The organism is Undibacterium sp. 14-3-2, assembly GCF_016595265.1.
Taxonomy (GTDB): Bacteria; Pseudomonadota; Gammaproteobacteria; order Burkholderiales; family Burkholderiaceae_D; genus Undibacterium; species Undibacterium aquatile.
On sequence record NZ_JAENGS010000005.1, the window covers coordinates 319,211 to 344,319 of the forward strand.

Annotated in this window: 19 protein-coding genes; 11 read left to right on the forward strand and 8 right to left on the reverse strand. The window is 51.4% G+C overall.

What is annotated here, in order from left to right:
• The first annotated feature begins 629 nt into the window (after window positions 1-629).
• The 10 genes from Undi14_RS13415 to Undi14_RS13460 all read left to right on the forward strand — a co-directional run bounded on the left by Undi14_RS13415 (window position 630) and on the right by Undi14_RS13460 (window position 13,349).
• Window positions 630-3,701 (forward strand): Rne/Rng family ribonuclease, encoded by a 3,072-nt coding sequence (locus Undi14_RS13415; RefSeq protein WP_200180785.1) that lies wholly within the window; start codon window positions 630-632, stop codon window positions 3,699-3,701.
• 301 nt (window positions 3,702-4,002) lie between these two features.
• On the forward strand, window positions 4,003-5,331 hold the full coding sequence (gene chrA / locus Undi14_RS13420) for a chromate efflux transporter (protein WP_200180897.1): 1,329 nt from the start codon (window positions 4,003-4,005) through the stop codon (window positions 5,329-5,331).
• A 90-nt stretch (window positions 5,332-5,421) separates the two neighbouring features.
• Window positions 5,422-6,546 (forward strand): GTP 3',8-cyclase MoaA, encoded by a 1,125-nt coding sequence (gene moaA, locus Undi14_RS13425; protein WP_200180788.1) that lies wholly within the window; start codon window positions 5,422-5,424, stop codon window positions 6,544-6,546.
• A gap of 96 nt (window positions 6,547-6,642) precedes the next feature.
• Window positions 6,643-7,254 carry a molybdenum cofactor guanylyltransferase MobA gene (gene mobA / locus Undi14_RS13430; RefSeq protein ID WP_200180790.1) on the forward strand — a complete coding sequence of 204 codons (612 nt, stop codon included), beginning with the start codon at window positions 6,643-6,645 and terminating at the stop codon, window positions 7,252-7,254.
• Window position 7,255: 1 nt separating this feature from the next.
• The gene (gene glp / locus Undi14_RS13435) at window positions 7,256-8,554 is read left to right on the forward strand and encodes a gephyrin-like molybdotransferase Glp (protein WP_200180793.1); all 1,299 of its coding nucleotides are present in this window, start codon (window positions 7,256-7,258) and stop codon (window positions 8,552-8,554) included.
• A 70-nt stretch (window positions 8,555-8,624) separates the two neighbouring features.
• On the forward strand, window positions 8,625-9,464 hold the full coding sequence (locus Undi14_RS18545; protein WP_370589955.1) for a peptidylprolyl isomerase: 840 nt from the start codon (window positions 8,625-8,627) through the stop codon (window positions 9,462-9,464).
• Window positions 9,465-9,597: 133 nt separating this feature from the next.
• The gene (locus tag Undi14_RS13445; protein WP_200180795.1) at window positions 9,598-9,936 is read left to right on the forward strand and encodes a helix-hairpin-helix domain-containing protein; all 339 of its coding nucleotides are present in this window, start codon (window positions 9,598-9,600) and stop codon (window positions 9,934-9,936) included.
• 98 nt (window positions 9,937-10,034) lie between these two features.
• Window positions 10,035-11,273 carry a porin gene (locus Undi14_RS13450; protein ID WP_200180797.1) on the forward strand — a complete coding sequence of 413 codons (1,239 nt, stop codon included), beginning with the start codon at window positions 10,035-10,037 and terminating at the stop codon, window positions 11,271-11,273.
• 6 nt (window positions 11,274-11,279) lie between these two features.
• Complete coding sequence (locus Undi14_RS13455; RefSeq protein WP_200180800.1) at window positions 11,280-11,705, forward strand: hypothetical protein; 426 nt, start codon at window positions 11,280-11,282, stop codon at window positions 11,703-11,705.
• A gap of 12 nt (window positions 11,706-11,717) precedes the next feature.
• A complete protein-coding gene (locus tag Undi14_RS13460) occupies window positions 11,718-13,349 on the forward strand; it encodes a GGDEF domain-containing protein (RefSeq protein WP_200180802.1) in 1,632 nt (543 codons plus the stop codon).
• A gap of 52 nt (window positions 13,350-13,401) precedes the next feature.
• On the opposite strand, the gene rmuC is transcribed toward Undi14_RS13460, so the two are convergent.
• The 7 genes from rmuC to Undi14_RS13495 all read right to left on the reverse strand — a co-directional run bounded on the left by rmuC (window position 13,402) and on the right by Undi14_RS13495 (window position 22,521).
• Window positions 13,402-14,874, reverse strand: a complete 1,473-nt coding sequence (gene rmuC / locus Undi14_RS13465) for a DNA recombination protein RmuC (protein WP_200180803.1) — start codon at window positions 14,872-14,874, stop codon at window positions 13,402-13,404.
• A 93-nt stretch (window positions 14,875-14,967) separates the two neighbouring features.
• The gene (locus Undi14_RS13470) at window positions 14,968-15,426 is read right to left on the reverse strand and encodes a group II truncated hemoglobin (protein ID WP_200180804.1); all 459 of its coding nucleotides are present in this window, start codon (window positions 15,424-15,426) and stop codon (window positions 14,968-14,970) included.
• Between the two features lie 79 nt (window positions 15,427-15,505).
• A complete protein-coding gene (gene yfcF, locus Undi14_RS13475) occupies window positions 15,506-16,147 on the reverse strand; it encodes a glutathione transferase (RefSeq protein ID WP_200180805.1) in 642 nt (213 codons plus the stop codon).
• Window positions 16,148-16,220: 73 nt separating this feature from the next.
• Window positions 16,221-18,746 carry an ABC transporter permease gene (locus tag Undi14_RS13480; RefSeq protein WP_234030589.1) on the reverse strand — a complete coding sequence of 842 codons (2,526 nt, stop codon included), beginning with the start codon at window positions 18,744-18,746 and terminating at the stop codon, window positions 16,221-16,223.
• A gap of 282 nt (window positions 18,747-19,028) precedes the next feature.
• The gene (locus Undi14_RS13485) at window positions 19,029-20,270 is read right to left on the reverse strand and encodes a cystathionine gamma-synthase family protein (RefSeq protein WP_200180806.1); all 1,242 of its coding nucleotides are present in this window, start codon (window positions 20,268-20,270) and stop codon (window positions 19,029-19,031) included.
• A gap of 161 nt (window positions 20,271-20,431) precedes the next feature.
• Window positions 20,432-21,556 carry a patatin-like phospholipase family protein gene (locus tag Undi14_RS13490; protein WP_200180808.1) on the reverse strand — a complete coding sequence of 375 codons (1,125 nt, stop codon included), beginning with the start codon at window positions 21,554-21,556 and terminating at the stop codon, window positions 20,432-20,434.
• Between the two features lie 74 nt (window positions 21,557-21,630).
• Window positions 21,631-22,521 carry an alpha/beta fold hydrolase gene (locus tag Undi14_RS13495; protein ID WP_200180810.1) on the reverse strand — a complete coding sequence of 297 codons (891 nt, stop codon included), beginning with the start codon at window positions 22,519-22,521 and terminating at the stop codon, window positions 21,631-21,633.
• A 137-nt stretch (window positions 22,522-22,658) separates the two neighbouring features.
• On the opposite strand from Undi14_RS13495, the gene Undi14_RS13500 reads away from it, so the two are divergent.
• Window positions 22,659-24,362 (forward strand): acyl-CoA synthetase, encoded by a 1,704-nt coding sequence (locus tag Undi14_RS13500; RefSeq protein ID WP_200180812.1) that lies wholly within the window; start codon window positions 22,659-22,661, stop codon window positions 24,360-24,362.
• A gap of 21 nt (window positions 24,363-24,383) precedes the next feature.
• Here the strand turns inward: Undi14_RS13500 and Undi14_RS13505 are convergent, their stop codons facing one another.
• A complete protein-coding gene (locus tag Undi14_RS13505) occupies window positions 24,384-25,007 on the reverse strand; it encodes a flagella assembly protein FlgT middle domain-containing protein (protein WP_200180814.1) in 624 nt (207 codons plus the stop codon).
• Between the last annotated feature and the right edge of the window lie 102 nt (window positions 25,008-25,109).

Sequence of the window (25,109 nt, forward strand, 5' to 3'; positions counted from 1 at the left end):
AATCATTTTCGCTTCAGCAATTACGCTTTAGCAGTGTAATAGAAATAAACAGCTATTTTACACAGGGGTCAGTCCATCAGCCTCGCCAGTTTGCAAATATGATGGAAAAGATGTGTATGCGACGTCGTTGACGGGTCAAGGTGGCAACCAACTGTTGCTGTCGGACTTCAGTGAAACGAGGTTGGATCAGAGCGTTTGAATAGTAAGGATAAGTTAGGCAAGAGATGCTGGTTTATGATGAATAAGCATGCTTGCCTATGATGATTTTGGTAGTAAAGGCGATTCCGTCAGACACAACACAATAAGATGGTCTGACACCAAAGTTGCTCATCGCCTGGCGTTGTACTTCGCTATTGCACAAATATAGCAAGATCAGACAACGCGGGGGACATGTGCACTCGACTTCATACCAGAATCAGACGCGCCCGGCGCGAAGCAGAATAAAAATTGAATTTAATTTTCGTCGCAAAGCAGTTTAATCACTGATAGCGATATTATCCTGCTGCGCCACAGGCATTTCCCCCTCCTTCAGACACTCCTTCCTGGCATACATCCCCATATCAGTACAGTCACATGCTCATTGCATGAATGTGTGACAAAAGATGACCAACAGGTCACGGAGTAAAAACATGAAACGTATGCTGTTCAACGCAACACAGCAAGAAGAACTGCGTGTTGCCATCGTCAATGGGCAAAAACTCATCGACATTGATATCGAGACCGCCGGTCGCGAATTACGCAAGTCAAATATCTACAAGGGTGTCATCACCCGCATCGAACCTTCTCTCGAAGCCTGCTTCGTCAACTACGGCGAAGAACGTCACGGTTTCCTTCCATTTAAAGAAGTCGCCCGCTCTTATTTCAAAGAAGGTATCGACGTCCGCAACACCTCCATCAAAGAAGCCCTGCGCGAAGGCCAGGAAATCATGGTGCAGGTGGAAAAAGAAGAACGCGGCAATAAAGGCGCCGCGCTGACTTCTTTCATTTCACTGGCAGGCCGCTATCTGGTGCTGATGCCGAACAACCCACGTGGCGGCGGTGTATCGCGCCGGGTTGAAGGCGAAGACCGTCAGGAATTGCGCGACACCATGGATAAGCTGGATCTGCCGACCGGCATGTCCGTGATTGCCCGCACCGCAGGCATAGGCCGCAATGTCGATGAATTGCAATGGGATCTGAACTACCTGATGCAACTCTGGCGTGCGATTGAAGGCGCGGGTAAATCAACCCCTGGCGCCTTCCTGATTTACCAGGAATCCTCACTCGTCATTCGTGCGATCCGCGATTACTTCCAGCCGGATATCGGCGAAATCCTGATAGACACCGACGAAATTTACGAACAAGCGCAGCAGTTTATGAGCCATGTGATGCCGGATATGGTGCATCGCGTGAAACGCTACAGCGATGACGTACCACTGTTCTCGCGCTTCCAGATCGAACATCAGATCGAAACTGCTTACAGCCGTACCGTACCATTGCCATCCGGCGGCGCGATCGTTATCGATCACACCGAAGCTTTGGTCTCAGTTGACGTCAACTCAGCACGCTCTACTCGCGGTGGTGACATCGAAACCACGGCATTCAACACCAACCTGGAAGCAGCAGAAGAAGTTGCCCGTCAACTGCGTCTGCGTGACTTAGGCGGCCTGATCGTGATCGATTTTATCGACATGGAAAACGCCAAGAATCAACGCGAAGTCGAAACCCGCCTCAAAGATGCACTGCGCTATGACCGTGCACGCGTACAGATGGGCAAGATTTCCCGCTTTGGCCTGATGGAATTATCACGCCAGCGTCTGCGCCCTTCCCTCTCTGAAGGCAGCCACGTCACTTGCCCACGCTGCAATGGCACTGGCCACATTCGCGATACTGAATCTTCTGCATTGCAAGTCCTGCGCATCATCCAGGAAGAAGCGATGAAGGAAAACTCTGCGGCGATCCATGTTCAGGTGCCGGTCGATGTTGCTGCATTCCTGCTGAATGAAAAACGTGGCGAAATCCTGAAGATCGAAACTCGTCATCGCGTGACGGTGATTCTGATTCCGAACACGCATCTCGAAACACCACATTACAAACTGGATCGTCTGAAAACAGATGATCCGCGCCTGGAAGAACATCACGCCAGCTACGCCATGGCAGAGCAGGCAGATACTGATATCGGCTACAGCAAACGCCAGAAAGAAGATATCAAACCACGTCAGGAAGCTGTCGTGAAAAGTATCACGCCTGATCAGGCGCCTATCGTTGAACGCAAAGAGGTAACGACTCCGGTTGCAGCTGCAGCGCCTGCGCCAGGCTTCTTCAGCAAGGTAATGGGATTCCTGTTCGGCAAATCAGAAGCGCCAGCCACAGTCGAAACACCTGTCGTCAGCGAAGATAAATCGGCTGAGCGCGACCGTAATGGCCGTAACTCACGCAACAATCCACGCAATCGCAACCGTCGCAATCGTGACCGCGATGAACGTGAAGATCGCCCGACCAACGCAAATGGCCGTAACGACAAAGTTGAAAAAGCGGATAGCGACAAACCAGCGATAACGCAAGAATCGACACGTCCCCCAAAGCAAGCGAAGCAAGCCCGTGAACCACGCGAGCCACGTGAGCCGAAAGAAGGCCAGGAAGGTCGCCGCGAACGTCAGCAACGTCAGCGCGAAGAACGCAAAGAAGCACTGACAGCCGATGCAAAGACCGACGATCTGATTCAGAAGCATCTTGATCCGGTGCCAGTGCAAGTTGTTCCGGAAGCCGCGCCCGTCAATGGTGTCGAACCTGTTGCTGACAACGAGAATGCGGAGCAAAGCGAAGAGCGCCGTCGTCGTCGTCGTCGTGGTGGCCGCAACCGCAATCGCCGTGATCGCGAACCAGGTGAATTGAATGAGCAAGGCGAAGTGATTGCTGAATCTGGCGCAGAAGCTTTTGTCCCGGTCGCAACCGAAGCAAGCAGTGAAGTTGTGCCGGTAACGATAGTGACGCCGGCACCTGTCATCGAAGCAGTTGCACCTGTTGTACCTGTTACAACTGCAGCAGCAGCCATCGCAGCAACACCAGTTGTTCAGTCTGTTCAGGAAGCGCCTGTCGTATCAGTTGCTCCTGCACCAGCACCAGCGCCGGTCACAGAAGCTAGCAGCGCACCAGTTGCACCTGCATCGATCGATGTTGTTAATGTTGCTGCTGCGCCGGTTGAGATTGCCGAAGTAAAAGCAGCACCTGCTTCTGCACCAGCAGAAGTCGTGGCGCCGGCAGTGATCGCACCGGTAGTAACCGCAGCAGTAGCAACGCAGACTGAAGTGGTAGCAGTTGCGGCTGAACCAACACCAGCCGTTGTTACCAGCGTTGAACCTGTAGCAGTTGTCGTAACCGAAGTAGCTGAAACAGCAAAAGCAGCAGAAGTACCGGCAGCACCAGCAGCGCCAACGCTGGTCGAATCTGCTCCGGCAGTGGTGTCAACACCAGCACCAGCAGCAGTGCCAGCGCCTGCGCCAGTCCGCACCAAGCCTGCAGCAGCAAGCATGCCTGTTGAAGAACTGAAGCAAATGCTGAGCGCAGCAGGTCTGGAACTGGCCGTAACCAACCCTGAGAAGCTGCGTGCAGCGCTGGACAGCGTCAGTCAGGCAACAGCGCCGGCACGTGTGCCACGCGAACGCAAGCCATTGCCTCCGGCATCGACTGAGCCTTTGGTCTTGGTTGAAACGCGCCATTAATCGGAAACGCAACATAACGCGGTTATCCAACGCTGATATGCAGCGTTACACAAAGTCGGCAAACTCAAAAAGTTTGCCGACTTTTTTACTTTTATTGGATACTCCCCCCGTTATTTAGATAAATCGGGCTATCCTCAGCATGTTTAAAGGGCTTGCAAATATACTCCCGGGAGTATATTTACCACGATAATCAGGCATTTTTTACACCGTGCGTCGCGACAACTGCATGCTGACGCGAAATCACCGCCCCGATGCAAGCTTAAGCATTCAACCCTCACGAGCCAACATCAATATCAACGCCATGGAACCGACCACCCATCCTGATCAGGCTATTTCTCTCAAAACGGCATTCTGGTACTGGCTGAAATTAGGTTTTATCAGCTTCGGTGGTCCAGCCGGACAAATAGCGATGATGCACGCAGAACTCGTCGATCAGCGGCGCTGGATTTCCGAGCGGCGTTTTTTGCACGCGCTGAACTACTGCATGCTGCTGCCGGGACCGGAAGCCACGCAACTGGCGGTGTATATCGGCTGGCTGATGCACAGAACCTTAGGCGGGCTGATGGCGGGCATCTTGTTTATCCTGCCCAGCTTATTTATCCTGATTGGTCTGTCGTGGGCTTACATGGTCTTCGGCAAACACCATATCGTTTCCGGCGTGTTGTATGGGATCAAACCGGCGATCGTCGCGATTGTACTGGCAGCAGCCTGGCGTATCGGCAGCCGCAGCCTGCGCACGCATTTCCTGAAAGGGATTGCCGCCTGCGCTTTCATTGCCATCACTGTGCTTAAGCTGCCCTTCCCCGCCATCGTTCTGTTCGCCGCGTGCGCTGGCGCCTTGTTCAGGCAACATTGTCAATTGCCAACCGCACACCCTGATGCAGACAGCGGGCAAAGAACCCATCCGCACGCGCTGATCGACGATGACACGCCAACGCCGGAGCATGCACGTTTTTCACTGCGCCATCTGATCCTGGTGACGCTCGCTGGCCTGCTGTTGTGCGCTGGCGGCTGGAGCCTGATTGCTTATGCGACGGGCTGGCACAATCCACTGACCGAAATGGCATGGTTATTCACGAAAACAGCATTGCTGAGTTTCGGCGGTGCCTACGCCGTGCTACCGTATGTTTTTCAGTCAGCGGTCGATCATTTTCAATGGCTGAGCGCGGCGCAAATGATGGATGGTCTGGCATTGGGAGAAACCACGCCGGGACCGCTGATTATGGTGGTGGCCTTTGTCGGTTTCGTCAGTGGCTGGAATCAAATGCCACTGGGCGCAGACAGCCAGTTACTGGCCGGATTGCTGGGCGCCTGCGTCGCTTTTTTCTTCACCTTTCTGCCATCGTTTATTTTCATTCTGGCAGGCGGCCCACTGGTCGAATCGACCCGCAACCAACTGCGCTTCACCGCGCCGCTGAGTGCAATTTCAGCCGCCGTGGTCGGCGTTATCGTTAGTCTGGCAGTATTTTTTGCGAGCCACGTTTTTTATACGGCACAGCAACAATGGGATGTGCCCGCCATCGCCTTAACGCTGTTCGCCTGCATCCTCGTATTTCGCTTCAAACCCGGCACAATAACTTTGCTGGCCATATTTGGCGTACTTGGGTTGTTGTCCCAAAAATTGATCTGAATCTACCTGAAACAAGCGGGGAGAAATCTTATTTTCGTTCTCATGGTATTGTCTCGGCTTATGCAAAAAACAGTCTGAGCTAGCACTTCAATGACGGAAAAATTTATCCCCCTGACCGACCTGAGACAGCAGTTATCGCAACTGAAAATACCGACCCGGCTCGTCGAGCCTGACGGTTTTCTCAGCGATACGCTGGCGCGGCCATTGCACGATTTACGCATCTCGGTCACAGATCGCTGCAACTTCCGTTGCGTGTACTGCATGCCAAAAGAAGTCTTCGATAAAGACTATCAATATCTGCCGCATACCTCATTACTGAGCTTCGAAGAAATTACCCGCATTGCGACAATTTTCATTGCACATGGCGTCAAAAAAATTCGCCTGACCGGGGGCGAACCCCTGCTCAGAAAAAATATAGAAAAACTGGTGGAGATGCTGGCTAATCTGCGCACGGCCGATGGTAGCCCACCCGATTTGACGCTCACAACCAATGGCTCGCTACTCACAAAAAAAGCACAAAGCCTGAAAGATGCCGGATTAAATCGCGTAACGGTGTCACTCGACTCACTGGATGACGTCATTTTCAAACGTATGAACGATGTCGATTTTTCTGTCGCGCAGGTACTCGATGGCATCGATGCGGCGCAGGCGGCAGGGCTAGGCCCAATCAAAATCAACATGGTGGTCAAGGCTGGCGTCAACGACCACGAAGTCGCTGCAATGGCGCGCTATTTCAAAGACACACCACATATACTGCGCTTCATCGAATACATGGATGTCGGCGCGTCGAACGGCTGGAAACTGGATGAAGTTATCCCATCGGCGCAGATCGTTCAGCGCATTCAGGATGCAGGCATGCCGCTCAAGGCCATGGCCGCTAACTATGCAGGGGAAACCGCAGAACGCTGGCAGCATCTGGGAGGCGAGAGCGAAATCGGCGTCATTTCCAGCGTCACCCATGCGTTCTGCCAAGATTGCAGCCGTGTGCGCTTATCCACCGAGGGTAAGTTGTACACCTGCCTGTTTGCCACCCACGGCCATGATTTGCGGGCATTGCTGCGCGACCCGGCGAACCATTCCGACCTCGCGATCGCCAACGTCGTCGCCAGCATCTGGCAAGCAAGAAGTGATCGTTATTCCGAACTGCGCAGCCAACAAACGGATGCCGATCAGGAACAGCGTAAAAAGATAGAAATGTCGTACATCGGCGGCTGACCGGCAACGGCTCTGCTTAAAAATCAGCAATGCGGCAGATCAGTCCAAAAAATCAGCGCCACAATAAATAAACACTTCAAAGTAAAGACAAACAACATGACTGGCATAGACAAACAACTGATCACCGGCTTGATTCTGGCCGGTGGACGTGGCACCCGCATGGGCCAGGTCGATAAGGGCTTACAGAGTTTTCGCGGTGCGCCGATGGCACTGCATGCCTTGATGCGGCTGTCACCGCAAGTCGGCGAAATGATCATTAACGCGAATCAGAATCTGGCGGTCTATGAAAGTTTCGGCACGCAAGTCTGGCCGGATCAGATCGACGGCTACGCTGGCCCGCTGGCGGGGGTACAGACCGGTCTGGTGCATTGCGAAACGCCGTATCTGCTGACAGTGCCATGCGACTCGCCTTTTTTACCAACCGATCTGGCCGAGCGCTTATCGTTAGGTTTGCTGAGTAATGATGCCGATCTGGCAGTCGCAGTCACCATAGAATATGAAGATGGCATTGCCCGCCGTCAGTCTCATCCGGTATTTTCTCTGATGAAAGCCTCACTGCTGGACGACCTGACCGCTTTTCTGATGCAGGGCGGACGCAAAGTTGACGCATGGTTCCAACATTTGCGTATTGCTGAAGTCGTTTTCGAGGACAATACTGGCTTTCGTAATATTAATACCCTGCAAGAACTACGACAATTCGAGACCTGATATGACTCACGCTTCCAGCCCATCCAGCTTGCACGACATCGTCAGTTGTATGTCGGATTACGATCCGCATGCACTTCCCGTCACCAAAGCGCAAGACATCATTGCGCAATTCATCACACCGGTTCAGGCAATCGAAAAGCTGGCGATACGTCAGGCGTTAGGCCGCGTGCTGGCGACAGATATCATTTCTGGCATTGACGTTCCGGCGCACGATAATTCGGCGATGGATGGTTACGCCCTCAACGGCTGCGACCTGCCTGACAGCGGCATCCGCGAATTCAGGGTAGTCGGCACTGCCTTTGCCGGACGCGCCTACCACGGCGAAGTTGCTGCCGGAGAATGCGTACGCATCATGACAGGCGCGATCATGCCTGCCTCCTGCGACACCGTGATTCCGCAAGAATTTACTGTAAATGCCAGCGACGACCAGGTCGGCATTCCAGCCGGGAAAGTGCGTACTGGTGACAACCGACGCCTGAAAGGTGAAGACCTGGCGAACGGTAAAACAGCTTTGCAACGCGGTAAAATTTTGCGCCCGGCAGATCTTGGTCTGCTGGCCTCGCTCGGTGTTGCCGAAGTGCCGGTACAGCGTCGTCTGCGCGTCGCTTTTTTTTCAACCGGCGACGAACTGCGCTCACTTGGCGAACCACTGGATGAAGGCTGTGTGTACGACAGCAACCGCTATACCTTGTATGGCATGCTGAGCCGTCTTGGTTGCGACATGATAGATATGGGTGTCATCAAGGATGATCCCGCCGAGCTGGAAACCGCTTTCCGCTCCGCCTGCGAAAACGCCGATGCCATCATCACTTCTGGCGGTGTTTCCGTCGGTGCCGCCGACTATACCAAACAAATCATGGGCAAGCTGGGCGATGTCGCATTCTGGACTATCGGCATGCGTCCAGGACGACCTATGGCGTTCGGCAAAATTCATTCGCAAGGAAAAAGCGCCTATCTGTTCGGCTTGCCAGGCAATCCGGTTGCTGTGATGGTGACGTTTTATTTCTTTGCACGCCAGGCTTTGCTGCACATGATGGGTGCGAATGCAGCACCGCTACCGTTGATTCCAGTCATCAGCAAAACCGCCATACGCAAGCGCCCCGGACGCACTGAATACCAACGTGGCATTCTCACGACGAACACCAATGGCGAGTTAGAAGTCAGCGTGACCGGCTCGCAAGGCTCGGGTATCCTGCGCTCGATGTCCGAAGCCAATTGCATGATCGTTTTGCAGCACGATCAGGATCAGGTGTCGGCTGGCGACAAAGTCACTGTTCTGCTGTTCGACGGAATGCTATAAAACCATCATTTCCAGCTATTCTGGCATGAGACAAAGTACAATTCATTTTTCTATTTAGACGGAGATCAGAGTGAAAGCTTCAACATGGTTACTGGGTACATGTACATCCCTCGTTTTACTAAGCGGCTGCGGTGGATCTAAAGAGACGACGACCGTGCTTGCCACGGTCGGCAGCGTCGAAAATTCCCAGATTGCTTATCGTAAAACATACACGATGACAGTCAATGGCCAGAATCTGGATAAGGGAATTACTGTTGTTAACCCGCTCTGCCTTAGCCTGACGGAAGTCGCAGGCGGTTCTGCCACAAAACGTACATTCACGTGCAAAATCGTCGGTGTTGGTACAGGCGTAGCAACCATCACCAATGCCAACGGCGGCAGTTTGTATCAGGCGTCACTGACATCCTCACTGAGCGCTCAGCCACAAGTCACAATGGGCACCAGCAAAGGTAATATCGTCATCGAATTAAATCCGGCCAAAGCGCCAGTCACCGTTGATAACTTCCTTAATTACGTCGAGAGCGGATTTTATCCAAATAAAATCTTCCACCGTGTTGAAGCCAATCTTGTGGTTCAGGGTGGTGGTTATACCTCTGATCTGCAACTGGCAACAACCTCTGCGGCAATTAAGCTTGAATCAAGTAATGGTCTGAGCAATACCCGTGGCACCATCGGCATGGCACGCACCAGCGTCGCCGATTCTGCAACATCTCAGTTCTATTTCAACACTGTCGATAACACCGCTTTTGATTACAGCAGCACGAATGCCGGTTATGCAGTGTTTGGTAAAGTGGTTGCGGGTCTGGATGTGGTTGATCTGATCCGCGTGGTACCAGTATCAACACAAGGTGGTTTGAGTAATGTTCCTGTGACTCCGGTCTTCATTACTTCAGCAAAGCAAACGCAATAAGATGCGCGTGTATGGATAGCTGCTGTATGCTATCCATACCAATAGCATTTTCGTCGACAAATTATCGATTAAATCATGTACGTATCACGTACAACACGGCCTTAGTTATTCAACCTCTGGTATAGGAGTTAAGATGAAAAATACGTTAAAGAAATTGTTGATATGTGCGGGTTTTACTTTGCTCGCAACTGGTGCCGTTCATGCTAAAGATGAGGTAAAGAAAGCACCAGCGCCGGCGGCAGCTTCTGCTTCTGCAAGTGCTAAGACTGAACTGCTCGACATTAACAACGCCAGCAAAGAAGAATTGGCGACCCTGCCAAAAATTGGCGACGTCCGTTCTGATGCCATCATCAAAGGTCGCCCTTACAAAGGTAAAGATGAATTGCTGACGAAAAAAATTCTGACGAAAGACGTGTACAACGGCATCAAAGATCTGGTCATCGCCAAACAAAAACCAGCTGAAAAGAAATAAGCCCTTTGTTCAGACAAGAATCAGAGCATTGTTCAACACTGCCTGAATCCGCTACCCGCTGCTAAACACAACGGGTAGCGCAATATAAAAATGCATCTATGTCTGCCTGGTCATTAAAATTTTCCATACTGGCGCTTGCCGTACTCAGCACACAAAACACTGCCGCTGCTGACGAAAAAGACTATTCAATTACGGGTTTCGGCACCCTGGGCATATCACACAGCGATACACGTCAGGCAGACATTGTGCGTGATTTATCGCAGGAATCCGGGGTTGGCTACACGCGCCAGACTGATGCTGGTATCGACAGTAATCTGGGCCTGCAAATCAACCGCAGTTTCAGCGACAATTTTGATGCGGCAATCCAGGTCGTCAGCCGGAAAAGTGCAGATAATTTCACCCCTACTGTGACTTGGGCCTATGCCAGCTACAGCCCCGACGACAAATTTCAACTACGCGCAGGGCGTTTAGGATTTGACGTCTATATGCTGGCAGATTCCAGAAATATCGGCTACTCCTACACATGGGTACGACCACCTATCGACTTTTTCGGCAGACTCGTTGTGTCTTATTTTGATGGTGTTGACTCAGTGCTGTCCCACCCTCTGGGAAATGGCAATCTCAAGGCGAAATTTTTTTATGGATCAGCACGTGAAAAAATTTACCTCGGGTCACCGGAAAAACACTACTCGCTGAATCATTCGGAGTTAAGCGGCGCTCATCTTGAGTACCAGCAAAAAAATTGGACAATCAGGGCAGGCTATTCTGAACTGAAACTCGCCGACGACTACCGACAGTTTGACCCCATTGTGGCAGAGTTAACATCCCCGTCAATTGCCGCAACCGTTCCGGCATCGTCAGCTATCGCAGATCAGCTGACTACGCATGGAAAAAAATTAAAATATACATCAATCGGTGCCGTGTTCGATCAGGGGCCACTTCAGGCGCAGTTCATGCTGGGCCGCATAGAATCTGATTCAGTGCTGTTGCAAAACTCAGATGCAGCGTATCTGACGATGAGTTACCGCATAAAAAAATGGACCCCCTACGCTACAGTTTCAGCTTCCCGCCAGCAAGGTGCTGATAAGCAAATAACGACAGACCCGGCACTGTCACCGCGTCTGAAGAATACAATCTCCGGAATCAACAAACAGCTGATACCAAACGGTCAGCAGACTTTTACCGCAGGTATCCGTTACGATCTCGGCGACAACGCCAATATCAAAGTGCAATTCGATCATATCCGCAGTCAGAAACATTTCCTGGTTCGCAATCCACAAGAAGGATGGGATGGCCATGCGAACCTGCTGAGTGTCGCCTACAATTTTGTATTCTGAATCTGCATGCGATACCTGATCAAATTTTTATGTCTGGCGTTGCTGCATATCAGCGGAAACGCATCAGCAGAGCTTGCCGTGATTGCGAACTCCAATAGCGGCATAGACAAACTCAGCAAAGACGAAGTCATCAACATTTATATGGGAAGAACCAGAAAGTTACCGAATGGTTTAACCGGCATGCCCATCGATCTGAGTAATACCCATCATGAAAAAATGCAGTTTTACTCTCTGCTGGTAGGTAAAGAGCTGGCAGAGATCAACTCGTATTGGGCCAGATTACGTTTCTCCGGACTCGGGCAACCGCCATTACAAGTCAACAGCATGGAAGACGCAATCAATCTCGTCAGTGAGAATAAAGGTGCAATTGCCTATATTGACAGTAAGAAAATCGACAAAAGAGTTAAACTCATACTCCTTCTGAGCAACTGATTTCCTTTGTGCATGCGCCACCTTATTCAAAATAACATAGCCATCCGCAGCGCCCTCGCCTTGCTGGGAGTCAGCTTGGTCATCGGTATCTTTTTTTCATTGGCCAGCTATGTTTATTTTTTTGATGACGAACAAAAGCACACCATCAGCACCATGCAGGATCTGCTGAATTCGGCAGAAAATACCGCCAGCATTGCTTGCTACCTGTCTGACAAAAATCTTGCAAATGAAGTGGTCAATGGCATCAGTAAAAATAATGTAGTCAGCAAAGTAACGATCCATAGCGGAGAGAAAGTTCTGGCTACCTCACAGAAACAGTCAGTTTCAAGCTCATTCGAATTACCTTTTGTTTTAAAAGACTATCCTGATTTCATCACCAGGGAAATTTTCTCGCCGTTCAATCCCAGAGAAAAAGTATGTACGGTAAACATGGAAATCAATCAGGCAACCGTCAATAAAAACAGTACCGACAAAGCCCTTTTTATTGTTGAATTGCTGCTGTTTCAAAATTTGCTGATCGCATCTGTTTTATCGTTGATCGTCTTCGTTTTTTTTACGCGTCCGATCAAAATAATATCTGACAGATTACATGCCCTGTCACCACAAAAAGGTGAGTTACTGGAGCATCCTGAAAACAACAAAGAAAGTGAATTGGGGCGTTTAGTTAACGACGTCAATAACATCATTGCTGATCTGGTTTCATCTCTCGAAGAAGAAAAAAATCTGCGGATTCAACATGCATTAGAAGAAAGAAAATTTCAAACCTTTTTTGAAAATGCTGAAACAGGTATTTTCAAAATGAGCTGCAAGGGTGAACTGCTCTCTTACAATCAGGCTCTGACACGCATGCTCAACATTGCAACTGACAACGGTGCACCTTCCGCGGCGCTGCTTGAGCTGATCAGCGGGCAGGAATTACGTCTGCATCTGATGATCGATGCGGCCTTAAATGAATCCCGGGTGGTATCGGAAGATTTTTGCATAGAGCCAGGCAGACTGAAAGAGAAAAAATGGATCAATATTGTTTTGCATGCGGCTGAAAATGATTTACTGCAAGGCTTAATCAACGACATTACCGAGCGCAAGTACAAAGAAGAAGCAGCGCAGCAACTGGCGATCACCGACCATTTAACCGGACTGAACAATCGGCTGGGTCTGGAACGAAAACTCGCCCACCTGATGAAGGAAAACGCACACGGACATCCGTCGCCATTTTTCCTGTTATTGATCGACCTCGATAAATTTAAAGAAGTCAACGACACTTACGGTCATAAAGCGGGCGACATGGTGCTGATTCATTTCAGCAACGTCTTGACAAGCATATTGAGAAAAACCGACTTCATTGCCCGCCTTGGCGGCGACGAATTTGTCGTCCTGTTATGCGACATGAGCGATCAGGAGAAGGCGATAGAAATCGCCGGCAAGATCATTACCGAAGCATGTCGCCCTATCGATATTGGTCATGGAATCAGCGCTAGCACCGGTGCTAGCATCGGTATCAATTACGCTTCGGGGGACTCTTTTTCGGCAGACAAATTGCTCGCTGAAACGGATCTGGCCATGTACGAAGCGAAACAAAGCGGCCGCAGCGCGTATGCGATCGCCAGATACGAAACAAGCCCAGATCAGGCGCAATCCATCTGAGCACGGGCTATTCAAAATGCAGCAGAATAAAAAGAGCTATGCTGCGAAATCGCTAGTCTGAACTTAAATCATCTTCAGCAACACCAAGCAGGCTTTGCGCAACATCGGTCGGCAACGCCTCTACCTGCTTGAGCTTGCGCGTCATCTGACGTGTACGCACTTCGGCATTGTCTATATTTTTCGCCGCCCGTTCCAGCGTCAGTTTAGTCGCTGCCAACACATCGCCAAACTTGCCGAATTCAGTTTTCACGGCACCCAGCACCTGCCAGACTTCAGATGAGCGCTTTTCCAGTACCAGCGTACGGAATCCCATTTGCAGACTATTCAGCAAGGCCGATAACGTGGAAGGGCCAGCGATAGAAACGCGGCAGGAACGTTGCAATTCATCCGCCAGACCAGGGCGACGCATAACTTCCGCATACAAACCTTCGGTCGGCAAAAACAGAATTGCAAAGTCAGTCGTCAATGGTGGCGACAGATATTTTTCGGAAATCGTTTTTGCTTCGCCACGTATGGCACGCTCCAGTTCTTTGCCGGCCGTCGCCACACCCTCGGCATCGGCACGCTCGGCTGCATCAAGCAAACGCTCATACTGCTCTTTCGGAAACTTTGCATCGATCGGCATCCAGACCGGTGCTTTGTCATCTTCCTTACCCGGCAATTTAATCGCGAACTCGACCCTTTCGCCTGTGCCCGGTATCGTTTCAACATTCTTCGCATATTGATCTGGCGTCAGCATTTGCTCCAGCACCATTTCCAGTTGCACTTCACCCCAGGTACCACGGGTTTTCACATTGGTGAGCACACGTTTTAAATCACCAACGCCTATCGCCAACTGCTGCATCTCACCCAGCCCCTGATGTACTTTTTCGAGGCGATCAGACACCAGCTTAAATGATTCGCCTAAACGCTGCTCCAGTGTTGCATGCAGTTTTTCATCCACGGTCTTGCGCATTTCCTCGAGCTTGCTGGCGTTCTCAATTTGCAGTTGCTGTATTTTTTGCTCCAGCGTCGCGCGGATTTCCCCCATGCGCTGGGCATTGGATTCGGTCAGGCTGGTCAAGGTCTGATTCAGCGTGTCCGCAAATGCTTTCAGACTGACACCCTGCTCTTCGCGCGCACTTTGGCTTTGCTGTATCAAGGCCAGACGCATCTGCTCCAACTGCTGTTCATTGCTTTCACTAAGTTTGACTAACTGCTGGGAAAAACCGTCGATCTGATTTTTCTGCAGCGTCGCCACACTGGTTAATTGTGTTGCCAGCCCCTGTTGAAACCGACTGAAATTGGCACCTAATTCCTGACGTGTTGCCAGCGCGGTTGACTGCACTTGCTCACGCAAAGAACGCTCAGTACGCTCCTGACTCAACATTTGCTGTTGCTGCGCCTGTTGCAAAAAATTTTGCAGCGCCAGCAAATCCAGCGTCTGCGCATCACCAGGGCCAGAACGGTGACGCAACAATACGATCGCTGTTAAGACGATCAAAACCGCCAATGCAATCAGGATCAGAATTTCAAATAAAGTCATGTGTGAAGAATATCGACGACAAATAAAACAAGGACAGTATCGGGCATTGAACCAGGCATCAAGCTACGTCGTTGCCTGATACCTTATTACAGCTTAGCCCGGCGTGTTGCGCATCCAGTCCGCGGTCTGATAAAACGACTGCATCAGGTGTTGTTGCAAGGGTTCTGCAATGCCGACATCCTGCATCGCCCACGCCATGCAACGCAACCATTGATCGCGCTCATCACTGGCAATCGCATACGGCAAGTGACGCGCACGCAAACGCGGATGACCGAACTGGCTGATATACAAATCCGGCCCGCCCATCCAGCCGGATAAAAACCAGAACAGCTTGTCACGCGAACTATCCAGCGGCGTCGGGTGCATGACCCGTATGCTCGCAAATTCAGGTTCCAGCTCCATTAGATCATAAAAACGATCAACCATTTCGCGCAATTTTTCAGCGCCGCCGATCAGTTCATACAGATTAGATTTTTCTTCTTCGATGTCAACGCTTGTCGTCGTTGTCGCCGTTGTTGTTGCTGCGTTTGCTGTTTGCTCGTCTTGATTCATTGTTCACTCTTTGCCACTAAACGTGTGTATCGCTGTTATTTTATCTGTCCGCCTTCAGATACGCGTCTGCGATAGGTTTTTATAAAGCCGGACGTTTCTGATGAACCCAGCTTTTTACTGAAGCACGCTGCCATTGATGCTGCGCATAGTCACGCAAACGCGCCGGAACTTCATCGCCATGCATCGCCAGACGATTCAGCATCAATGCCAGATCGGTATCGGCAATACTCCATTCACCAAACAGATTTTCTGCTCCGGGTGGCAATAAAGATTCGGCAAAAAATATCAGGCTGTCTGCCGCAGCTTTAGCTTCCGCCGACAAAGGAGGATACTTTTGTCCATAAAAATTCACCAGTGTGCTGCGTTCAACGCGAATCGGCATCAGATCGCTGCGCAGCCATGCCTGCACCTGGCGCGCACGGGCACGCAGTTCTGGCGACTTCGGATATAAAGCCGTCCCCGGAAAAACTTCGTCAATATATTCGGTAATCGCCGACGATTCAGAAAGACTGAAATCTCCACGCTCCAACGTCGGTACCCGCTGTGTTAATGAAATGCTGGTGTACGCAGTCTGGTGATGGGTTTTCGCCGCCAGGTCGACAGTCACCAACTCAAATTTCACACCTTTTTCAAGCAAGGCCACATAGGCCGACATCGCATACGGGCTGGTGTACTTTGCGTCAACGTACAAACGGATCGTGTCTTTTGTATTTTGGTTCATGCAAACTCCTTTATGTTTCGCAACAATCTGTTTTCACATTTTTTCTATAAATTTTGTATTTGCTATTGTGTCTTCAGGCTTCGCGCAAACTCAGCAACGGCGGCTGATTCAGGACATTGCGCAAACCCAGCCAGCCGCCGATCATCGCGCAGATAGCGCCGACAAACAAGCCTGCGATCCAGACCAGTGGTGAAAACGTCCATTCAAAATTGAAACTGAATTTCGCCAATGCCCAGCCTATTGCCGAAGCGCCGCTGGCAGCGAGTAAACCAGCGAGGCCGCCGATCAGTAAAAACTCCACCCACTGAGCGCGGGACAATTGCGAACGGGTCGCACCTAAGGCTCTGAGCAACGCTGCTTCACGCATACGCACGTCCTGCGAGCCTGCCAATGCCGCATACAACACCAGAACACCTGAAGCCAGTGTGAACATGAATAAAAACTCCACCGCCGTGATGACCTGATCAAGCACATCCTGCAATTGCTTGATCATCGCGCCGACATCCACTACCGTCAGATTCGGGTAATCCAGCGTCAACTGGTTAATGAACGCCATTTGCGATGGCGGGACACGAAATGCGGTAATCCAGGTTTGTGGCATATCAACCATGGCCTTGGGGTTGATCACCACAAAAAAATTCACACGCATGGAACCCCAGTCCAGCTTACGCAAACTGGTGATTTTCGCCGTGGTCTGTTGCCCGGCAATATCAAACGTCAACTGATCGCCAAGTTTGAGCTTGAGTGTTTTGGCAATCCCCTCCTCCACAGACGCTTCAGGTTCCGTTGCGTTGGCATCGTCATACCATTTTCCGGCTGTCAGCTTATTCAGCTCCGGCAATTCTGCCATCGTCGAGAGATTAAACTCTCTGTCCACCATGCGTCGCGCCTGATCCTCCACATAAGTATCAGGGCCAATCGCGTTACTGTTCACCGCGATCAGACGACCACGTATCATCGGGTACATGCGTGGCTGCCCAAAGCTCGCAAGACGCTGCGCGATCTCGTCTTTCTGATCGGGCTGGATATTGATGACAAACTGATTCGGAGCATCCGGCGGTGTCGATTTTTTCCACGCAGTGATCAGATCACCGCGCACCACGGTCAGCAACAACAACGCCATCAAGCCCAATGCCAGCGAAACCACTTGTATCACCGTAGCACCCGGGCGCCGCTGCAATGCAGTGACAGCGAAACGCCATGCAGAAAAATGAAACAGATTGCGCATACGCTTGAGCGACAGCACGCCCGCCCACGCAATCAGTGCAAACAACAGCATGCCTCCGAGGAAACCCGCCGCAGTCAGCATGCCGAGTTTTAGATCGCCCGTCTGCCATAACAACAAGCCAAGAAACATCGCCAGACCCAGCGCATAAGTCGCCAGTGTCAGCGGCTGCGGTGCATCCTGTTCGCGACGGATGACGCGGTTGTGCGGCACATTGCGCAATTGCAGCACCGGCGGCAATGCAAAACCCACCAGCAGCAACAAACCGGTCGCAACACCCTGTACTGCAGGCAACCAGCCCGCCAGCGGCAGATCTTTGGCGACCAGCGAGCCCAGCCATTCCAGCAACACATAATGTCCGGCATAACCAAGCACGACGCCGGCCACACTGCCGACCAGCCCCAGCATCAGAAATTCAATCAGATACATGGCGCTGACCTGATTCTGCGTCAGCCCCAGACAACGCAGCATCGCACAGGCATCCAGATGACGCAGCATGAAACGCCGTGCCGCCATCGCAATCGCCACTGCCGCCAGCATCGCTGACAACAGACTCACCAGCGATAAAAACTGCTCGGCACGATCCAGCGTCGCGCGCATTTCAGGACGACCGGAATCCAGCGATTCCAGACGTACGCCTTTCAGTTGTTCACGTTCTATGCTTTGTTTGAGTTGTGCCTGATAAGCCGCAATCGCTTTCGCATCACCCGCCATCAGCAAGCGATAAGTTACGCGCGAGCCATCTTGTATCAAGCCAGTCTCGGCTAAATCGTCTAATGAAATCATCGCGCGCGGCGCAAAATTCATAAAGCCCGCGCCACGATCAGGTTCATTCGCAATCGTTTGTGTAAAACTGAATTCCAGATCACCCAGTTTCAGTTGATCGCCGATCTTGAGGTTCAGCGCCAGTTGTAAAGCAGGATCAAGCCAGACGGTGCGTGATGCCGGAATATCCCGCGTCAGGACTTCAGCAGCACCAGATGTATTTTTCGCATCAGCTAATTGATGTAATTTGAGATTACCGCGTAAAGGATAGGCATGACTGACCGCTTTCAAGGACACCAGCTTTGCTTGTGCCTGATCGCCCTCACCGGCAATCGCCATGCTGGGGAAAACGACAGTTTCTGCGATACGCAAGCCGCGCCGTTGCGCTTCAGTGCGCCATTCCTGCTTCACTGGCTGATCTGCGCTGACGAGCAAATCCGCGCCCAGCAACTGATGCGCGTCACGGTTCAAACCACTACGCAGCCTGTCGGTAAAAAAACCGACTGACGACAAGGAAGCCACTGCAACCATCAAAGCAATGATCAAAAATCGCAACTCACCCGCACGCCAGTCGCGCATGGTCATACGCCAGGATAAACCAAATATCATTCGCCTACCTTTGCCAGAAAGATCAACATCGACTACATCAGGAAAAACAACAATATCAACATCTCTGGCAGGTCGCTGCGCTACATAAACAGCGCCAAAAGCCTTGCCACACTGCTGACATGAGTAAAAATAGGGAGTATCGACCAGAAATCAATTACTCCCTACATATTTAAATGGGGATAGAGGCATGTTTTAACATACTCCCCCCAGTATATTTTTGCCTTCTGAACGTATTCTGTGCATCAACAGACGCCGGGCAGCAGTCACAGCAAGCGCAGATGCTCAGGAATTTAATGCCTGACTGAAATCGTCCAGCAAATCCTGAGCATCTTCGATGCCGACAGAAACGCGGATCAGGGAATCAGCAATCCCCATTTCGGCACGGCGTTCAGCGCCCATTTCAAAGAAAATGGTATGCGCCACCGGTATCACCAGCGTACGGGTATCGCCGAGATGGGTCGCATTAATGGCCAGATTCAGACGATTCAGGTAATCAAAACAATCGATTTCCGGCTTCAGCTCAAAACTGAACAAAGCGCCATAGGCGAGGAACAATTCATTCGCCAGCGCATGTTGCGGATGCGATGCCAGCCCCGGGTAGTGCACTGCCGCCACGCGGGAATCTGCTGCCAGCATCGTCGCAATCGCCATCGCATTCGCACATTCACGCTCCATCCGCAACGCCATGGTTTCAGCGCCAACAGCGATCTGATGCGCGGCTTCTGGAGATAAGGTCGCGCCAAAATCGCGCAAGGCTTTGGCGCGCACCTGTGCCATTCCTTGCTGAGCTGGTGCCTGCTTACGGAAATTATCAGCAATATTCGGATACGCAGCCCAGTCAAATAAGCCAGTGTCAGTCAATGCCCCGCCCAGTACATTGCCATGCCCGGCGATATATTTGGTCAGCGAATTCACGACCAGGCTGGCGCCCACGGTCTTAGGCTGAAATAAATACGGCGAGGTGATCGTGTTATCAACGACAAATAAAATACCGCGCGCCTGACACAATTGACCAATGCGCTTGAGATCAGCGATCTGCGTGCGCGGATTCGCAATGGTTTCGACAAACACCATACGGGTCGCGGGCGTCAGTGCGGCTTCAACATTGGCAACGGCCGTTGCATCGACCATAGACACATCCAGCCCCTGAGCACTGACAGTTTGCCAGAGACTATTCGTATTTCCGAATAAGAATTTCGACGAAACAATATGATCACCCGCGCGCAACAATGCCTGAAATACCGCGCCAATTGCCGCCATGCCAGTTGCAAAGGTAATCGTTGAAACTCCCGCTTCCATGCCGGTGATTTTATCTTCGAGCGCAGACACCGTAGGATTCCCCTGACGTCCGTAACGATAACCGGATTGTTTCCCCTGAAAGACGGCGGCTAAATCGCGCGCATCCTTATAACCAAATAAAACCGAAGTATGGACAGGTTTATGGACAGAGCCGTGTTCAATGTTTTTTTGTCTATCGCTATGCAGAATAGTCGTAGTAAAACCGTAGGAATTTTTTTCGTTCATGATCAGAAATACGCAAAGTTGCTGCTAACAGGAAGACTGTCAGTGTACTCCAGATGTCAGCATCCGACCGAGCGGACAAACACGTATCAGACTGAGCACAGCTCAAAATTTACCTTATCAAAAGAAATTAGCCGCACCTGAACTGGCTCAGACCGCAGTCATCACCTTTTGCCAGCAGCCTGCGCCAGAGCCTGCGAGGCGCGTTGATAACCGTATTCCCATTGCAGACTGACCATCGCAACAAAGTCATCGTATCGTTCAGGCACACGCAAGACAATACGATTACGCAGCCACTGAATTTGCTTGCTGATCTGATGCTGCACCAACGCCGTTTCCATATCTGCGGTATCGATCCAGACATCCGCCTCTTGCTGTAAGACATGCTGCAGGCGCTGATTGCCGTTGATGCCCAACACCATACGCAAAGCGGGCAACTCTATATGCCTGTCATACCAGCCTTTGCGCTCCATCATGACTTCCTGCGCCAGACGGCGGGCGATTTCTATCGGAAACAGATCAATCACGCCGCCCGAATAATGATGTTCACCGATCTGGTGGCAACGGAAATAATACATATCCGCAATCGAGGCGCGCACCGCATCGGCAACAGCGATCTGTGTCGCGAACTCGATTTGCGGCGCAACCACGCTGTTTTTGTGGGCATCACTGGCAATCGGCGAAGGCATACCAGCTAACAAACCGGCAACTCGCGCTTCCGTAAAAATAGTTTCCGCAAATATTTTTTTTCCTGCACGGATTTCGCCAACGTCTTCCTGCCCGTATAACATGCGTCCCGCAATAATCGCCAGCGCTGGCGCGCCAGGATAAGTGTTTTCCGGCGGCAGCGGTAAATCAGGTGGAATATCGAACAGATAATCCTGAAACAGATCAGGAATACGTCTGGCATCGTTGGCAAACAAAGCGCGCTGGGCTAACGCCCGGATTGCGCGCCATAAACTGATATCGGGATTCGCTTGCAGTCCACGCCAGAATGTATGCATCTGCGGCGAACTGATCCATGCCAGGCGTTGCTCATCGTCCGGCAAATGGCGAATCAACGCTCCGGCAATCGCCGCACCGCAACTGGCAACGATCACATCCGGCGCTTTTCCCTGCAACTGACATGCGCGATACATGCCAAGATAATAGCCAAATCGAAAACCGCCGCCCGCCATGACCAGACAACGCTGAAACTGTTCATTGTCAGACGCGTGCTCTGACCGTGCTTCGTCAACAGTTGAGACAAATAAATTCTGATCCGGCAAAACACATCCTTTAAATGACATCTTTTAAAACATATCGTTTGAGACCGCAGCACTGATACAAATTACACGGCCATCGATAGCGTGCCGGACGTGCTTTATTTTAAGAAAAACGCTTCGATCAATTGTGCCAGTAATTCTGGCTGATCGTGATGCAACATGTGTCCTGCATCAGCGATCATTTCTTTTTGCAGATCAGGAATATGGGTCAGGCGACGGTCAATTTCTATCTGCGCCTGCTCTCTTGGCCCCATCCAGTGCCAGACATCGGTGTCATCGGCCTGCATCCACAGTACCGGTGCGCTGATTTTTTTCCAGCAGGCCATCACCTCTTCTACCTGAAACAGCAAAGGGCTGGTTTGTTTATGCGCAGGATCACCGAGAATTTCCCAGCGCCCGTCGGCATTCTGTTTCGACCAGAACGCCGATAAAAAGTTGGCGCGCTCATCCGATAAACGTGGATTGGTTTTTTGCAGACGCGCTGCCACGTCTGCTTGCGAGGCATAAGTGCGCAATACCGGCGGCTGGCGCAATTCATCCAGCCATTTCGCGTAGCGCCCAGGTGCCTCTGCCGGAAATGTCGTTGGCAAACCAAACCCTTCCAGATTCACCAATCGCCACACCCGCTCAGGACGCACACCGGCATACAATCCGACGACGTTCGCCCCCATACTGTGACCGAGCAAATTGATTGCACCTTCCGGAGCGTAGTGCAGCAAAATCGCATCCAGATCGCCCAGATAATCAGGGAACCAGTAGGTATCGCTGCCCGGCGCTTCCGTCAGACCAAAGCCGCGCAAATCAGGCGCAATCACATGCCAGTCTTGCTGCAAATGATCAACCACAAACTGAAACGAGGCCGACACATCCATCCAACCATGCAACATAAAGATTTTTGGCGCATCTTCATTACCCCAGTGGCGGATATGGTATTGCAAACCACGAATGGGAATGAATTCAGAGCGGGAGGCATTTCGGGCAATTGTCATGGCAAATTAATTTTTTTCATCAAGAAACTCTGTGCCATCCATCTTCAGACGCAGAGATATGCAGTAGGATGCAAATGTAGGACGTCAAAGCAACAACAACAATAGAACGACCGTTCGATAATTATAACGGAGACAGAATGAAGCCGCTGAAAACAACATCCTCAAAGAAAAAATCAACACCCACAGATCACTATCCGCATCTTTACCAAGACTTCCACTGGAGTGTTCCCGAACATTTTAATATCGCCGACGTCTGCTGCCATCGTTGGGCAGACGACCCCAAACGTGTTGCCATTTTTTACGAAAACAGCGAAGGAATCAGCGGACGTCTGACATATGCAGAACTGCAAAGACAGGCAAATCAGCTCGCTAATTTACTCCGTCTGCAAGGCGTAGATCGCGGCGATGTCGTCGCCAGCATCATGCCGCAACGGCCAGAAACAGCCATTACGCTGATGGCCTGCCTGCAACTGGGGGCGATTGCGATGCCGCTCTCTTTTTTGTTTGGCCCGGAAGCGCTTGAGTATCGCTTGCAACACAGTGAAGCCGTTGCGCTGGTGCTCGATGCCAGTGGCCTCGATGCGTATCTGGAGATTGCAGCACGTTGCCCACATTTAAAAACGGTGATCACAGTCGATTGCCCGCGTGCACCTGCCGATTTTCATCCACTGGAATGGGAAGCCTATGTCGCCGACATGCCCGCCGAATTCACCTGTGAAAAAACACGGGCGACCGACCCCGCGATCCTGATTTACACCAGCGGCACCACCGGCGCACCGAAAGGCGCATTGATTCCGCATTCGGCGATGATAGGCAATCTCAGCGGCTTTGTTGCTTCGCAAAACTGGTTTCCCAAAAAACACGATGTATTCTGGTCACCCGCAGACTGGGCGTGGACTGGCGGCCTGATGGATGCATTATTGCCGGCGCTGTATTTTGGCAAACCTATCGTCGGCTATCACGGCAGATTTACCGCCGAAACCGCGTTTTACCTGCTCGATAAATACAAGGTGACCAACACCTTTTTGTTTCCGACTGCTCTGAAAATGATGATGAAGGTAGTACCTGCGCCACGCGACAAATACAGGCTGAAATTACGCGCGATTATGAGCGCTGGGGAAGCGGTTGGCGACACCGTGTTTCACTGGTGCGAAAAAGCATTGAAAGTCACGCCGAATGAAATGTTCGGACAAACCGAGATGAATTACATCGTCGGCAATAGCCATCAGCAATGGCCCGCAAAGCCAGGCAGCATGGGACGCCCCTACCCTGGTCACAGAGTTGTAGTGATTGACGATGACGGGCATGAAGTCAGCACCGGCGAAACCGGTGAAGTCGCCGTGAACCGCTACGACATTCATGGTCACCCCGACCCAGTGTTTTTTCTCGGCTATTGGAAAAACGATGAAGCGACCCGTAATAAATTTACCGGCGACTGGTGCCGTACCGGTGATCTGGCTTTGCGCGACGACGACGGTTACCTCTGGTATCAGGGGCGTGCCGACGATATGTTTAAAGCCGCCGGTTACAGAATCGGCCCGTCTGAAATAGAAAACTGCCTGATCAAACACCCGGCGGTCGCGAATGTCGCAGTCGTACCCAAGCCAGACAAAGAACGCGGCAATCTGGTTAAAGCCTATGTTGTGTTAAGCCCCGGCATCAAAGCGAATGACAAGCTGACCAAGGAATTGCAGGCGCATGTGCGTGGCAAACTCGCACCGTATGAATATCCGAAAGAAATTGAATTTATCGCCGCCCTGCCGATGACGACGACAGGCAAAGTGCAAAGACGGGTATTACGTTTGCAGGAACTGGAACGCGCCAATAAACATAGCGAATGAGAGCAGCAAAGGAGCTGCGGCTCATTGCGCCTGACTTAGCAAGGTGGCGCTCAGTGCCTGCGTCGCCTGCTCTATCACTTCATCAATCGCCTTACCATAAGGTGTGGCTCTGAAAGCCTCGCCTGCGAAGACATGTTCCGCCCCGATCAGCACATCACCGCTGGCCTTGCCGCTGAAATCAAAACGCCCCAGCAGGCTGCCAGCGCGCGCATCATACACCCTGATCTCAATATCAATCACCCGGCTCTGCTTTTCCCGCAATCCCCACAACATAGCCTGCGTATTGATACCGGCATCGCGGACTTCACCGGCCACCACATAACGCACATCATATAAACCGGCAATTTGCCCCAGCAGTTGCGGGCTCGCCGGCGACAAACGCCAATCCGTCGATAACAAATCCGGCGTCGTTTTCACTTTCCATAGCTGCTTTTCAAGGCGATGTCCGATTTCCCTTGGCAAGCCTTGCGCAATATTATCGATGTCTTTCAGTTGCGCCTGCTTGTTCACCGCGAACCCCGTCAGCAACACACTGCGCGCACCATCTGGCGATAACTCCGGCGTCTGCGCATGCATCGTCAAAGGCATGGCACAAGTAAGAGCAAGCAGAAAATAATGAATAACCGCCAATCGATAAACGCGCATGATTTTCTCTCAGGTTGAATACCGTTTAAATACCGTTTCATCATAGCAGCCCGCCGGATTCAGATAAACTGCAAACAGCAACGGATGGCATGCTTATATTTC